Here is a 13,807-nt window from a genome sequence, read left to right as displayed (position 1 = left end):
GTACAGTTTCTTAAAAAAGTAAAGTATTTTTATATAAAAAAGATAAAAAAAGTATATTTAATTTATATTTGTTAAAGATACTTTACAAAAGTAAGTTTTTGTAATAAAATAATATAGGTATTTAACTTATATTAAGAGTAAATTATTTTTACGTGTTAATTTTTATTTAAAATAGTGAGCTTATTAGCGATGGGTTTAATTTTATCAAGAATTTAGATTATTTTTTATTTATCCTTCATTCAAGAGTTAAGCTTGAGTGAAGGAATTAGCCCCATTAGTTTTCTTAATTTTTGGCCATGCATTTAGTTTTATTAGAGCTTTTTATTTTGATTTTAAAGGCTTAATGGTCTGATTTGTATAGTATGTTTATTTTCTTTTTTTTAAAAGAGAAAAAGCCCCCTAAGAGACTTTTTCTAGAAGTAACAAATTGAAAAATATAAATTCAATTTTTAAGGTGTAATAAAACACCCCACATTGGCGAATGCTTTGCAGGATGTTTATTTATCTATTATTTTAATTCGTTTGTAAGTTCAGTAAGATTTTTAATTTCAGTTGCTGAGCCTTCAAGCGCAGTGCCTCCTGAGTCGTAGCTTTGTACTGTAATTGTACCATCTGTTAGGAACACAAGATCTTTAGTTTTTTTGCTGTTAGCAGAAATTGTTAATGTATTGGTAATGTCATTCCATGAGCCTGTTTTTTTAGAACTAGATGCAGTATCATTTAAGTAGATTTTTAATTTCCCATCCTTATCAATTTCTCTTGTTAATGTGACAGTACCTTCTGTTATTTTTAATGTTGTTTTTCCACCAACTAGACTGCCTTCAAACTTAATACCATTTTTTAGAGTTTCTACTGCTTTTGTAGCATTTTCTTCATTTGTCATCTCTGAATATTCAAGTGTAGTATCATTTGATCTTGTTAATTTTTTGGAGTCTAATTTATTAGCTTTGTAGGACTCTTCTGTTAGTGACCCATGCTTTTTAAGAACTTTGCTTGAAACTTTTGTATCGCTTGAATCACGTGTTTCTACAGTTATTGTATTTAGATCGTCAGTAATTGACATTTTCACTTTGCTATTGTCAGGTTTTACCCCTTCAAGCTTTCCAGATCCATTATTTTTATCAGCAACTCCTTTAATCTCAACTGTATCGACTATTGCCCTTAACTCATATTTACCATCTTTATTTTTTTCTTTGCTTACAAAAATTTGACTACCATTAAATAAAGTTACTAAGTTTTCTGCTTTTAAAGAAAGATCTTTGTTAGAATTTTCTTCTGCGTTGCTAGCGTCGGAAACGGTTGCATCCTCCCCCCCTTGTTCTAGATTAGCACCTTTTTGTGCACAGGCTATTAAAGCGAATACTAAAGTAAATCCTAGTAAATATTGTTTCATAAATTCTCCTTATTTTAAAGCATCTTTAAGGTTTTCAAGTGTTGTAATTTCGACTGCTTTGCCTTCTAAATTAGTGCCCGCTGAGTCGTAGTTTTGTACTGTTATTGTGTTTTCTTTTGTGAATACAAGTTGTTTAGTTTTTTTGCTGTTTTTACTAATTTTTAAAGTGGAAGTCCCTGAATCCCATGCACCAGTTTTTTTGTCAGCAGGGGTAGTTTCAGTGTCATTAAGATCAGCTGTTATTTCTCCAGATTTTGAAATGTGCTTGTTTAAAGTAACAGTTCCCTCTTTAACTGTCAATGTTGTTTTGCCACTAGCATCTAAAGTTCCTTCAAGAGTAAGGGTTTTTAAAACTTCTTTAGCTTTTCCGCTTCCATCATTTTGCATTTCTGTGTATTCAAGTCTGGTTCCGTCTTTTCTTATTATTACTTTTTCAGTTACGGCAGCACCTTTTGCATCAAATTTTTCTTCTGTTGATGACTTGTCTTTAAGGGTTACTTTTCTTGACACTAATGTTGTGCCATCTTCTTTGAAAATTTCAAATTTAGTTTGACTTAGGTCATCAGCAATTGTTAATTTTGCTTTACTTTTGTCAGCTTTTACACCTTCAAGCACCCCAGAACCATTGCTTTTATCAGAAGTTCCTTTTAGCTCAAGCTTGCCTATTGTTGCCATTAGACTGTATTTACCGTCTTTGTCTTTTTCTTTGCTTACAAGAACTTTCATTTCACCAGGCAAATCTACTGAAACGCTGTTTTTCTCATCAAGGCTGCTAACATTTTGCTTACATGCTATTAATGCTAATATTAGACCTATTCCCAATAAATATTTTTTCATAATATATTCTCCTTTTTATATTATATTAATATAACTTAATACAAATATAATTATAGTATAAGATCAATAAATAGCAAATAGAAAATTAAAAAAAAATGAAATGATAATAAATTTTAAATTATATAAAGAATAACCATAGACTTTTTATTTTTTTAAAAAAAAAGTCCCATAATTGGGACTTTAGGGAAAAAGAAAAATTAAATGACCCTAAGGTATATTTTTTGAGTATTTTTTGTAAATCTGAAGCGCAATTGGTTTTATTTTGTCGATGTGATTTTTTAAATTAGTAATGTTTGTTTTGATTGATTTTAAAGTTTGATCTTTTTCTAATTTACTGGTGTCAAAAAGTTTAAACTCAGGATAATTTTTATTATTTACTTTTTGTTGAGTTTTTACAAGAAACGCTTGTAAGTACATAATATAGCTTGAAAGATGCGCTTCATATAAGCTTAAGGCCTTTAATGTTGGTTCTTTTGGATATGCTGGCTCTTCTGGGAGGCTTGCTATTGTAGAGCATGAAAAGATTATAAGCGCGTTTAATAAAAACAAAAAAGCAAAATTTTTAATTTTCAATTTTATCTCCTTTTAAAACTTGGACTTTTTTAGTAGTGCTGTTTGGCAAATCTTTTGAGAACTTTGTTATTTGCTCTTGGAGAGTTTTGGTTTTAATTGCCATTAGTTCGTTTCTTTCTTCTCGCAAATGCTCAATAATACCTGTATCTCTCTCGTCATTAATGCTTGATATAAGTTGAGTAATTTTATTATTAACATTTTCAATGTCATTTAATATTTTTATTGATTCTTCCTTCTCAAGAGTGCTTATTGTGTCCTTGTAGATGCTCATTATTAGATTGTAAAGATTAAGTCCTAAGTATATTCCCTTTTCTACCTTGACTTCTGTTGGGGAATCGCCACTTTTTAGAAAGTCATATAAATTATTTAAAGCTTCAACGCCAGAGTTGATATTTATTTTACTTTTCATTCTATTTCCTTTTTATTTGTATTTTTTAAGAGGCTCTTTATAATAGAGTTTAAATTTTTTCTAAACTGGGGGTTTATTACTAAAATCATTGGCATTATTGCCAGTACAATAAATCCTCCTAATATAATGAGTTTTGTATTGTCAATTGTTGACAAAAAAATAAGTATTGTATCCATAAATATCTCCTTTTAATTTATTTTTATACTTTGTTTAGTATTGGCATTAATTCACCTTCGATTAGTTTGCCTGCCCCAACGTAGTACCAACCATTGTAAATTGGTGTTCTAAGTGTAGGCATGTTTTGTGAAGAAAATGATGCTATTAGTATTTTGGCAGAGCTTTTTTCAAATTTAAGGTAAAATTTTTTATTGTGATCTTCTGTTGAGCTTGAATACCTAATTTCTGCGTCAATTTGTAAATAAATGTATTTATCTTTGTGTGATTCGTTTATTACAATTGATGTGCTGCTTTTATTTTTAAGTACAATAGTTGTAGCTTTAGTTTTATATTGGAATTCTAATATTGCATCGTCATCAATTATTGTGTGCATTCCTCCAAAACCATGTGGTTTTCCTTGCCACCAAATAGGAATATCTACAATTTGTGGGATTCCGTCTTTATAACAACTTACAATTTGTTCACTTTTTACATCAAAGGTGTGTTTAGGTATTAATTTAAAAGAGTTTTTGAATTGATCTTTAAAATTGCTTATTTGTAAATAATTTATTAAGTCACTTTTGAGTTGATTTATTTCAGATTTTTCTGCAAGAATTTCTTTTAAACTTTCAACAAAGATTTCAAATTGAATAAGTTCAAGATCTTTTGTTGCTGAGTTGTAAATTGAGATTTTATTTGAAGGTAATTTCGTGTTTGTATGTTTTAAGCTTGAAATAAAAGTAGATTTTACTTTTCTAAAAACAATATCAAAATCTATGTTCTCAAGCGGCGTGCTTAGTTTTAAAAGTTCTGAGATTACCTTAATGTAAATGTTTTTTATATATTCTTTGTTTTCTAAGAGTTCCCGGCTAATTACGTCTTTTATTACTTTTTTAAAGCAGGAAAATTCACTACTGTAAAATGTATCGTTTTGTATTTGTTCTAGGAGATGTTTATATGTGATTGCACAAGTATCTTCTACTATGTCATCAATAGGAATAAGATCGCTTTGATTAACTTTTGTTTTTCTGTTTAAATCTTTTATCTGGACACTCTCTTGTGGTTCGTTGGTATTCATAAATTCTCCTTTTAAATTTCTTTTAGTTTTAAATTAATATTTTTAACTTTAGTAGATAGTAGATTTTAAAAAATGATCTACTGTCTAAAATTTTTTTATTCTTGTACTTTTTATTTCTATTTGTTCTTTGTCTATAATTTTTACTATTCTTCCTATAGGAATTAATATTTTAATAAACTCATATACTGAATTTTTGTAATCTTTGGGCATATAGTTGGAAACTAGAGATTTTTTAAATCCAGTGTGTTTTGCAGTTATTTTTTTTAGCTTATTTTGATTTTTTGCTGCAATATTAAATTCAATCGGAGATTTAATGTTCTCAAGCAATTTTATTATTATCTCGCCTGGAGCATCTTCGTTTGAGCTGACTTCTACATTTGCGTGTAAAAAGGCCCTAAAAAGCACAATAAAGCTCTCGTCAGTGCCAATAGATTTGATTGCAAAAATAATGGCGTCTAAAGAGTTGACAAGATTTTTATCTAGCTCTTTTTTAAAGTGAAATGCGTTAAATATTGAAAGCATTAGCAATGCAACGTATTTAGAGTTAATGCTGTCTTTAACATTGATTGTTTTGAAGTTTTCAAGCAGTTCTTTTAGTTCTCTTAAGATTTCTTTTTTGTAATCAAGCTCACTGTAAATAAACTTTTCAATTTGGGTATTTTCTAAAAATTTTGGTATCTCTTTGTTCATCTTTATTCCCTGTTAATAAGCAGTCTTTTGTTTGTATCAAAAATAATAATTTCATTCTCTTTAGTATTTTCGTCTTTATTGAATGTAAAATCACTCCCACTAAGTTCTGTGATTTTTTTTGTGTTATCATTTTTAATGCAAGTTCCAATTCTCAGCTCTTTTATTCCGCTGATAATGCTAACTGGCGCAAGAAAGTCTTGATATCTAAGAGATGTTCCCATTTCAAGGTATTTTTCGGTTAATATTTTATTGTAAATGTCTCTGATTTGAGCATCTATTTCTTTGTAAATTGCGTCTTTTGCTTCTGTTTTATAGATTGCCTTAAGATATGCATATTTTTTCTTGCCTAAGCTGAATTTGTATGTTTTTTTTTGATTGTGTTTGTTCAAAAACTCAATCTCAATATTGCCTTTGAAAACAGTTCCGCTTGGTGCTGTGTAGTATATTGCTTTCCAAATATTTTGTTTAGTTTCAATTTTAATCTGATTTTTTTCTTTGTCTTTAAAACAATCGTCTTTTAGTATTAAGTAAAGGTTAATTGTTCCAGGCCCACTTAAAATATTTATGTGCTTGACCCCGTCAACATTTAACAATGCCTTTCTTATTGCTTCGTAGGTTGAGCTTTTAGGGGTGCTTAAATCTTCTTTGAGTGCATTAAAATAGCTTCCATTTTCTTTTATTTTAGAAAAAAGCTCTTTTAAGATTTCTGATATTTGTTTGTCAATGCTTGAGCTTGGAAAGTTTATTATGTCATAAACTGAATTGTCATTAATATTTATGCCGTATTTTGTTCTCAAAATATGTTTTTTTTCATTTTGAATTTCTTCTATTGTTTTTTCTAATATTCCCAATTTTTTATCAAAAATTATACTCATATTTTAAAATCCATTTTTAAAGTGTCTTTTCCTAAAAAGAAAAATTTTATTGTTATTGTATTGTTTTTAATACTTGGCTTTACATTAATAAGATCTATTTTAAGTTCTTTTGAAAGGTTTAAAAAAAAATTTTTAATAGATTCTATTTTATTAGCTTTGCAAAGCTTAAAGTAAAAGTTGTAGTCAAATCCATAATTTGGATTTCCTTTTAAGCTGCCTTTTGGTGTTTTAAGATAAACAAATAAACGCTGCTTTTGCTCTTCAACGTTTTCTATTAATTTAAGATCATTATCAAATACTATATTAAATTTTTCGTCAATTTTAATTTCCATTTTTAACTACCAAAGTTATTTTAGCATATTTTATTCGATATTACTATAAAGTTTTATAAAATGTTTATTATTTTAAATGTTGAGATATATTATAATTTATATTTTTTTTAAAAAAGTTTAATTTAATTTTTTACTTTAAATATTTATATAATCACGGTGTGGGAGACTGTATGAAAAATTTTTTATTTTTTATTATTTTATTATTCTTTGCTTGTAAAGAATTTAATTATTCTGATCTTAAGAGAAGAACTTCAAAGTCTTTAAACTCTTCTAATAGTGAATTAAATGGAGGTGAATTAAATGGAGGCGAATTAAATGGAGAACTTAAAACGTCTTTTGTAGACTCTTTAAATGATGATCAAAAAGAAGCTTTGTTTTTTATTAAACAAGTGGTTCTTGATAGCAATCCCGATAAGTTTAATCAAATTTTAAGTTTAAATGAAGACAAAGTAAAAGAAATGCTTGCTACTGTTGCTAAGTGTTTGCAATCTAAAAGAAAGGCCAAAATAATCCTTGAGCGTTCAAATGATGTAGATGCTGGCAATGCCAAGCATCAGTTGCTGCAGGTTGAAAGAGCCTACATAGAGAATTTGCGACAATCTTTTATAACTACTAAAACCATTGAACAGGCTTGTAATCTTGTGAAAAACTATGATGCATCTGTTTCGTTTTAACTTTTTTATTTTAATTAATTGCTCGATTAACCCCCAAAAGAGGGTTAATCTTTTTGTTTGTGTTTATTTTTTCCTGTTATGTTTTTAATATATTTGGATTTAAAAATTCAAATATATTAATGATTGTGATTTGCTTGTGAAATTTTATAAGATATTAAAATAATATAGATTATTAATACCAATTTATTTTAAAAGGTATTATTGTAATAATTTAAGCTTAATGCTGTGTTAACATTATTTTAATTCGTTTTTTTATTTTAAAAAAAATATTTTTAAAATAAAAAAAAGCTTAATTCCTTTTATGGTAAGAATTAAAATGGTGCATACATTTAGTGTATGCAAAGTGAGCTATATTTTTATTTAAATCTATAATTAAATAGAGGTAATTTAATTTATGAATAAAATAGGAATTGCATTTGGTATTAGCTTTCTATTTTTTGTTAATTGTAATAGAAAATCTTTAGAAGAAGATTTAAAAACCACCACTTCTAATAATAAACAAAATTTAATCGGAAATAAAAAAAAATCTTTAGAGTTTAAAAACAATAATCTTAAAGATTTTAATTTAAGTAATTTTGAAAGTAAAAAGAATAGCCAAGCAAGCTCAAAAAAATTTAAATACCTTAAAAAGGATTTACAAACTTTGGAAAATTCTGAAAATTTAATGCCTGTAGACTTAGATCAGGCTAACAATAATTTGGCCAATTTAGATAATTCTAAACCTTTGCAAAGCCCCTCTTCAAAGCGCAGTATTGGTAAATCAAGGTACAGTAAAGCTTTGCTGAAAAATGATCGGGATGAGATTTGGATTCCCAATTTAAACTTGGAAGAAGATAAAAATTTTGAGTTTTTCAAGAAATCTTTGCAAAACGATGAGAATAGACATGCTCTTGGTGGGTGGCTTTTAAACAATGATGAAGTGTTAGTAAAGTATAAGTACAGCGAAAAAGATGTTAATCAATTTTTAATTGACATAGGAAAAAAGAGGTGGGGAGATTTGTCTTCTAAAATAAGTATTCTAGTAAGATTGATTGAAAATTATTCTGATAAAAGTGACAGAGAAGATGAAATTTCTCTTTTAGATATGAATTTATGCCAGCAATTTTATCTAACCAAGATTAATGCTGGTGGTTCAAATGCAGACATTCTTGTTGCTCTTGAAAAAACAGTTGATCAACAAATTAATAGTGTTAGCAAGGAGCTTCTTGAATTAAAAAATTTTTCTCTTACTACAAAGGCAGAGCTTGATTGGCATTTAAATTGGAAGCGTAATTTAACAGACGAAGAAGACGAGACATTGCAATTCTGCAGGGTTTTGCTAGACGGAGAATTAGATTTTGAGAATCTTGACGATTTATTTAAAAGACTTGGAAAGGAATATTCTAGGTTGATATTGAGAAAGCTAGAAGAAATAACATTAAATTATGATGTTAATGGATTTTTAAAAGAAATGGAGAAGTCACGACAATCTTTCAAACAAGCATCAAGCGCTATTAGGAATAAAAATAAAAGAGTATTGATTCTTAAAGTTAGAAATACTCTTTTAGAAATTTTTAAACTTTATTACAACAATATTGGCAAGAATAAAAAACTTTATGATTATATAAATCGTGTTTTAAATAGCTTAATAAAAGACATTAGTAGACGTTAATTTTTTTATTTTGCTTTTTTTATTAATTGATCTACACTTGCTTCTAATAATATAATTTAAAAATTTTAAATATTAAATAAAAATTAAATAAAAGTTTTAAGGGGGAGTGTTTGAAAAGAAGCATTATATCCGTTGTAGTTTTAATTTTTAGCTGTTATTTAGATAATAATTCAGAAATGGAGAAAGAAAGCAGTGGGCCTGTTGGAAAAAATGGATCAGATAGACTAAGTCAAGGAAAAAATGGTTTAGGTTCAATGAATGTTAGGTCATTCTTAGATTATTCTAGTTTGGTGCCGGATTTTCAAAATTATGATACTTTTAAAGCGATTGAGAATAAAAATAAATTCATTGATTACAACCAAATAGAGTTTTTAGAAGGAGTAAAAACAATCCCTTGGGGGTTTTGGTCGATTCATGCTCGTTGGATTAAAATTAAAGCCAGAAATTTGTGCGATGAGCATGGAAATTGTATTAAAGAGCTTAAGGGGATTAAGTATTCTTATCTTGTTTCTCCTATTGATGGGACCTACATTTCTTATGCTATGCCTATAGTAATTTTTGAGACTACTTTTGAAAGTGATCCTTTTTATTCTGTTTCTCAATTTAAATTAATAAACAAGGGAAGCGATATAAATTTTAATGACAATAGGGGAGGATTTTTAGGAATACTTCCAATGTCTGAAAAATCAGTTGAACCTGGGCTTGTAACTGCGTATCCTTTTGGTTCTAGAGATTCTAAAAGAGTGGTTGAGGCTTTTACTGCTCTTTATAGTAATGGAGTTTGGAGCGATATGATTGCCGAGATTACCATTAAGTCTAAACAAAATCCAAAAAATGAAAAAGTTTATAGAATTGCACTTGATTCTAAGCTTTTTAATGTTACTATGAAAAAAATAATTGAAAAATATCCGAAAATAAAAAGTGAAAGTATTGCATTTAATTCGTTGATTAACTAAAAAATTGTTTAAAAGCTAGTAGGTTAGCCACTAGCTTTTTTAAATTAATTGTATGTAAACTTCAGATTTAGTTTGTGCTATATTGCGTCTTTAAGGTTATTAAATGTAGTTTTGGAATCTGCTTGATTAAAGATTGTATCAAATCCAGCAGCAAGTGTGGTTTTATAAGTATTTAACTCTTCAAGATTTTTTTCTTTTTTGTCTTTATTTTCTTTAATTTTTAAAAGCATTTCTTTTATTTCGGTTTCTTTTAGATCTAATAGGAATTTATGTATAGTCTCCTCTATTTTGCTCTCATTTCCATCGGCATTTTTAAAATTTGAACCAATATTTGGGTCTGTTAGTTTTTCTTTTAATGCGCTTATTAAAAATGTTAGCGTTTCTTTTTCAGAATAGTTTAAATTTAATCCGGCTATTAATTTTTCTAAAGGTGTTGTTTTGCTAAATTCAATTCTATCATCATTAACTAGATTTGATTTAGATTGTAATTTTTGAGATTCTTCATCCCGATCATTATTGGGCTTGTCATCATTAGTTTTGTTTTTGCAATTAAACATAAATGCTAATATGATAAATATAATAATCGTTTTTTTCAAAATAGTCTCCTTAAAAGTAGTTTTAATTATTAATAATAATTATTAATTATATCATTTTAATATAATGTTTAGAATATTTTAATTAATTGAAAATCCTTTATTAATTTAATGTTTACAACAATTTCTTAATTAGGTTAAATATTATAAATGTTTTAATATTTTTTGCTTTTTTCAAAAGAGGTTAAAGATTATTAATTTTCATATTAGATCTTAAAAATTATTTTCTTACGTTTATTTAATAACTTTTTTTAAACAACAGCTGGAATCCGCTTATTCCAATATCAAAATTAGGTTCAAACCCCACAAGTTCAGCGCCTAGCCTTTTTTTAAGATTTTCATTGTACCAATTTGCAAATGTAAATGGAATAATAAATGAGGTTATGTATGATGCTACAGCCATACTTGTTCCTATTCCTATTAGCAGGGATCCGGTTAATTTTGTTTCATGAGCGTTAACAATCATTCCAGTCCCCAAAAGGATTATTCCTAATAAATTAAATCCAAGCACCGAACCACCACCAATATAATCTTCTTGGACAAAGGAGCCTATTCCAAAAGGTAAAAATAAATTCAAAAGAAATGGACCTATTGGATTTTTTTTATTTTTATCATATTTATTGAAAATTTCAATACCTTTTTCAATTTTATCTTGTTTGTCTTTTGTAGCAAAGCTTTGAATTGTCAAGCCAAAAATTAATATTAATGTGAAAATTTTTTTCATATTGATTATTATCTCCTAACAATGGGTTTTGATAAGTAAAATATTAGCGCAATTAACAACAAATTAATATCGTATTATTGTAAGTAAAAAAAGGATAAAGAATATTCTTTAACGAGTTGTACAAATGGTGGGTATTTAAAATCTTTTATGACAATATACTATCTACCAGTTATACATGCTTTTTAAGATTTTTTGACACTAAGAAGTCAATACAAAAAAGTAAATCCCCCAAGTTAATTAATGAAGCCCCAAAGCTTATTTTTGGATATAATAAGTCATTAATAAGTGGTTATACAAGAGACAATATTTTAAACAACTTTATTACTTAAAGCATTTTCAATTAATTGAGAATCAAATTAATTCGTATGTTTAAAAGCAGGTGCTATCTATTTTTGTTTCTTTATAACTAAACCTTTAATTTGTTGCATAATTTTTATTTGTAACCGCCAGTTATTAAAGATAAAATTGGCAAAGTGTAATTAATGTAAATTAATTACACTCAAACATAACCTTTTAATTATATACCATTAATAATATTAATCTATTTCTAAATTACTTTTATTAAATTAAAGATTATAGAAAAAATAGTTTACTTGTTCCAAGTTAAAGTTAAATCTAGGGTTAAAAGCTCTTTGCAATCTTTAGTTAAAACATTAAGCCTTGTCTTTAAGAAAGACAAGGCTTTTATATTATTACAATTTTAATATGGCTTAAAAGTTATTTATTGAAAGTATGTCACTTTTTAGCTTTTCTACTTGTTGTTGTTGTTTTACAAGTTGTTCTACAATTTGTTTCCCATAAAGTTCAAGTTTAGTGGTATTTGTTTTTATGGAATTCGTATCATTTTGATAATCTAATAAAAGTTGTTTTAATATTTTTGAGACGATTTCTTTTGTAGATAAGAATTTTTCAAACAAATCTTTAAGCTTTTCTAAATCCGAAATCTCTAATTTGTCTAGATTGTCTTTTTTAGGATATAAGTAAACAATTATTGCGTCGATATTACTCCCAAATAAGTTAAATGTGTTAAATAGGCCTTCTGTTTCTTTTGACAACATTACAATTTCTGTAAATTCCTTTAATTTATCAGTATCTATATCATTTAGCGTCGCATAAGTTTGTTTTCTATATCTTATAGATCTCTCGGTATTGTCGGATACCCTTTCACCTGGTTTGTTTGCCCAGCCTAATTCTTTGAAGGCTAATATTCCATATTGATCTGGAGATTCTTCTTCAAATTTTTTTACATATTTTTCTCTGTATGTGTTAGCTTCTTCTATGAATCTTCTTAAATCATTAAGCAGCATGTTTTTTGGGTCGTCTGCTTCTTGATTTTGATCTGCTTCTTGATTTTGATTTACTTCTTGATTTTGATTTACTTCTTGATTTACTTTTGTTTTGGGGGTTAATCTGTTTTTATTAGATTTTGGACTCTTTTTATTAGAGTAATACTTTTCATCTTTTTGATTGGTGTTAAAATCTGGATTGCAAGCAGTTAAAAATAGAAAAACAAACATGCTTACAATTATTTTATATTTCATAAATAAATACTCTCCTTATTTATAATAATAATAATAAATATAATTCAATATTAATTATATTTCAATATTAATATAATACAATATTAAATTCAAAATTATTATTAATATTGAAATAATAATAATTTTGTCAGATATTTTATAATATTTTTTTTAAAATCGTTATTATTATCCAATGTTTATGTATGTATTTATATATTTATTTTATAAGGATATTATTTAAATATTAAATTTCCATAAATCAATATGACGATTTGGTATTTAACAATTATTTAGAAAACATAAAATGGGCATAAATTTACACATTATGTTTATTAGTTTTAGAGAAATCTATTCTAGTAGAGCTTTTAAGGTTGGTAAAAATAGTATTTAGATAAACTTTAATATTTATAGATGAATAGATTATTTCAGCAGTAATGTGAAAGGAGGAGTATATGTGAAAACTTTAGCTAGTGGGGGTATTTTAACGATGATGCAAAAGAAAATGTTTTCAAATTTTTATTGTTTTAATGGAAGGAATATGCGTGTCTATTAATAGTAGATAATAGCTAATTAGCAGTTTTTAAAATAATTAATCAAACAATATGAATGAAATTAAAGGATTAAGCAGCTTATCAAAAATAATACATTGAGCTTAGAATAGCTTTTAAAATTGGCAGATGAAGTCAAGACTAAATCTAAAAATCTAGTCAAGACATTAATTTTCATAATAAGGATAATAAAGGTAATAATATAGAAAAAAAGATATTCCTAAGTTAGTAAAATTAATTCAAAATGAATCAAGAGATTAATCCAGTTTAAAAGCTATTGATTAATATAGGTTGTGATATTTAGTATGTGGCTAAAATTAATCTAAAAAGTAAATTCTAAAAATAATAAAATTATTGTATGAGTTGTTGGAAATGTCGCCAACTGCCGATGGCCTGATAATAACCTGGCTAATTATAATAATCTTAAATTAGCCAGATGACAAATTTAATAGTGAAAACCCACTAATAAAAGTATTATTAGGAAACTTAAGCATTAGTAAGTAATATTAAAGTTGAAAGATATATAAAATCCACTATTAAAATATAAATACATATTTTAATAGTGTGTATGATAATAATAAAAATTATGTGGTTACTCATAGTAATAGTGCAGGTAGATATAACATAATAGATAATTGGGGCAAGTAGTTTGTAAAATAAAAAAAAAAGATGAAGCCCAGTGCCATACAGATATTATAGATCTAATAGATGGGATTATTAAGAAATGAATCTAATTTTGAGTTAGGTGTATTGTTAAATCCCTTAGATTATACCTGTTATACTAAAACAATATAAATT

General features: G+C 26.8%; 15 protein-coding genes. 3 read left to right on the top strand and 12 right to left on the bottom strand.

The genetic code is table 11. From position 1 onward, the window contains the following. Positions 1-508 precede the first annotated feature (508 nt). The 9 genes from QIA31_RS00285 to QIA31_RS00245 all read right to left on the bottom strand — a co-directional run bounded on the left by QIA31_RS00285 (position 509) and on the right by QIA31_RS00245 (position 6,343). Entirely contained in the window at positions 509-1,393 is an 885-nt protein-coding gene (locus tag QIA31_RS00285; protein WP_301393599.1) for a cell surface protein, read from the bottom strand. 9 nt (positions 1,394-1,402) lie between these two features. After that, a complete protein-coding gene (ospA, locus tag QIA31_RS00280; protein WP_301393596.1) occupies positions 1,403-2,230 on the bottom strand; it encodes an outer surface lipoprotein OspA in 828 nt (275 codons plus the stop codon). Positions 2,231-2,437: 207 nt separating this feature from the next. Then, positions 2,438-2,803 (bottom strand): BBA14 family lipoprotein, encoded by a 366-nt coding sequence (locus QIA31_RS00275; protein WP_301385237.1) that lies wholly within the window; start codon positions 2,801-2,803, stop codon positions 2,438-2,440. Continuing rightward, positions 2,793-3,212, bottom strand: coding sequence for a BlyB family putative holin accessory protein (locus tag QIA31_RS00270; RefSeq protein WP_301385236.1), 420 nt, complete (start codon positions 3,210-3,212; stop codon positions 2,793-2,795). The genes QIA31_RS00275 and QIA31_RS00270 overlap by 11 nt, the downstream gene beginning before the upstream one ends. Next, on the bottom strand, positions 3,209-3,388 hold the full coding sequence (locus QIA31_RS00265; RefSeq protein ID WP_301385235.1) for a BlyA family holin: 180 nt from the start codon (positions 3,386-3,388) through the stop codon (positions 3,209-3,211). The genes QIA31_RS00270 and QIA31_RS00265 overlap by 4 nt, the downstream gene beginning before the upstream one ends. Before the next feature lie 23 nt (positions 3,389-3,411). Beyond that, on the bottom strand, positions 3,412-4,446 hold the full coding sequence (locus QIA31_RS00260) for a DUF685 domain-containing protein (RefSeq protein ID WP_301393593.1): 1,035 nt from the start codon (positions 4,444-4,446) through the stop codon (positions 3,412-3,414). A gap of 84 nt (positions 4,447-4,530) precedes the next feature. Continuing rightward, positions 4,531-5,136, bottom strand: a complete 606-nt coding sequence (locus QIA31_RS00255) for a DUF735 family protein (RefSeq protein WP_301393590.1) — start codon at positions 5,134-5,136, stop codon at positions 4,531-4,533. 2 nt (positions 5,137-5,138) lie between these two features. Then, positions 5,139-6,011, bottom strand: a complete 873-nt coding sequence (locus QIA31_RS00250) for a DUF276 domain-containing protein (RefSeq protein ID WP_301385232.1) — start codon at positions 6,009-6,011, stop codon at positions 5,139-5,141. Next, on the bottom strand, positions 6,008-6,343 hold the full coding sequence (locus QIA31_RS00245; RefSeq protein WP_301385231.1) for a contractile injection system sheath initiator: 336 nt from the start codon (positions 6,341-6,343) through the stop codon (positions 6,008-6,010). The genes QIA31_RS00250 and QIA31_RS00245 overlap by 4 nt, the downstream gene beginning before the upstream one ends. A gap of 170 nt (positions 6,344-6,513) precedes the next feature. Here QIA31_RS00245 and QIA31_RS00240 point away from each other — a divergent pair, with 170 nt between their 5' ends. The 3 genes from QIA31_RS00240 to QIA31_RS00230 all read left to right on the top strand — a co-directional run bounded on the left by QIA31_RS00240 (position 6,514) and on the right by QIA31_RS00230 (position 9,624). Further along, a complete protein-coding gene (locus QIA31_RS00240; RefSeq protein ID WP_301385230.1) occupies positions 6,514-7,017 on the top strand; it encodes a chpAI protein in 504 nt (167 codons plus the stop codon). A 394-nt stretch (positions 7,018-7,411) separates the two neighbouring features. Beyond that, positions 7,412-8,668, top strand: coding sequence for a hypothetical protein (locus QIA31_RS00235; protein WP_301393588.1), 1,257 nt, complete (start codon positions 7,412-7,414; stop codon positions 8,666-8,668). Positions 8,669-8,778: 110 nt separating this feature from the next. Next, entirely contained in the window at positions 8,779-9,624 is an 846-nt protein-coding gene (locus QIA31_RS00230; RefSeq protein WP_301393585.1) for a S2/P23 family protein, read from the top strand. Positions 9,625-9,701: 77 nt separating this feature from the next. On the opposite strand, the gene QIA31_RS00225 is transcribed toward QIA31_RS00230, so the two are convergent. From QIA31_RS00225 to QIA31_RS00215, 3 genes are all read right to left on the bottom strand, one after another. Then, complete coding sequence (locus QIA31_RS00225; protein ID WP_301393582.1) at positions 9,702-10,220, bottom strand: BBA03 family outer surface lipoprotein; 519 nt, start codon at positions 10,218-10,220, stop codon at positions 9,702-9,704. Positions 10,221-10,455: 235 nt separating this feature from the next. Beyond that, complete coding sequence (locus tag QIA31_RS00220; RefSeq protein WP_301393579.1) at positions 10,456-10,941, bottom strand: P13 family porin; 486 nt, start codon at positions 10,939-10,941, stop codon at positions 10,456-10,458. Positions 10,942-11,651: 710 nt separating this feature from the next. After that, positions 11,652-12,482 (bottom strand): virulence associated lipoprotein, encoded by an 831-nt coding sequence (locus QIA31_RS00215; protein ID WP_301393577.1) that lies wholly within the window; start codon positions 12,480-12,482, stop codon positions 11,652-11,654. Positions 12,483-13,807: the final 1,325 nt, after the last annotated feature.

The organism is [Borrelia] turdi, assembly GCF_030439285.2.
Lineage (GTDB): Bacteria > Spirochaetota > Spirochaetia > Borreliales > Borreliaceae > Borreliella > Borreliella turdi.
This window is presented reverse-complemented; position numbering and strand designations above follow the sequence as displayed.

Excerpts from the sequence above, each read along its gene's own strand:
- QIA31_RS00255 (WP_301393590.1), bottom strand. The coding sequence starts at position 5,136 with ATGAACAAAGAGATACCAAAATTTTTAGAAAATACCCAAATTGAAAAG.
- QIA31_RS00240 (WP_301385230.1), top strand. The coding sequence starts at position 6,514 with ATGAAAAATTTTTTATTTTTTATTATTTTATTATTCTTTGCTTGTAAA.
- QIA31_RS00245 (WP_301385231.1), bottom strand. The coding sequence starts at position 6,343 with ATGGAAATTAAAATTGACGAAAAATTTAATATAGTATTTGATAATGAT.
- QIA31_RS00250 (WP_301385232.1), bottom strand. The coding sequence starts at position 6,011 with ATGAGTATAATTTTTGATAAAAAATTGGGAATATTAGAAAAAACAATA.
- QIA31_RS00265 (WP_301385235.1), bottom strand. The coding sequence starts at position 3,388 with ATGGATACAATACTTATTTTTTTGTCAACAATTGACAATACAAAACTC.
- QIA31_RS00285 (WP_301393599.1), bottom strand. The coding sequence starts at position 1,393 with ATGAAACAATATTTACTAGGATTTACTTTAGTATTCGCTTTAATAGCC.
- ospA (WP_301393596.1), bottom strand. The coding sequence starts at position 2,230 with ATGAAAAAATATTTATTGGGAATAGGTCTAATATTAGCATTAATAGCA.
- QIA31_RS00260 (WP_301393593.1), bottom strand. The coding sequence starts at position 4,446 with ATGAATACCAACGAACCACAAGAGAGTGTCCAGATAAAAGATTTAAAC.
- QIA31_RS00215 (WP_301393577.1), bottom strand. The coding sequence starts at position 12,482 with ATGAAATATAAAATAATTGTAAGCATGTTTGTTTTTCTATTTTTAACT.
- QIA31_RS00220 (WP_301393579.1), bottom strand. The coding sequence starts at position 10,941 with ATGAAAAAAATTTTCACATTAATATTAATTTTTGGCTTGACAATTCAA.
- QIA31_RS00270 (WP_301385236.1), bottom strand. The coding sequence starts at position 3,212 with ATGAAAAGTAAAATAAATATCAACTCTGGCGTTGAAGCTTTAAATAAT.
- QIA31_RS00235 (WP_301393588.1), top strand. The coding sequence starts at position 7,412 with ATGAATAAAATAGGAATTGCATTTGGTATTAGCTTTCTATTTTTTGTT.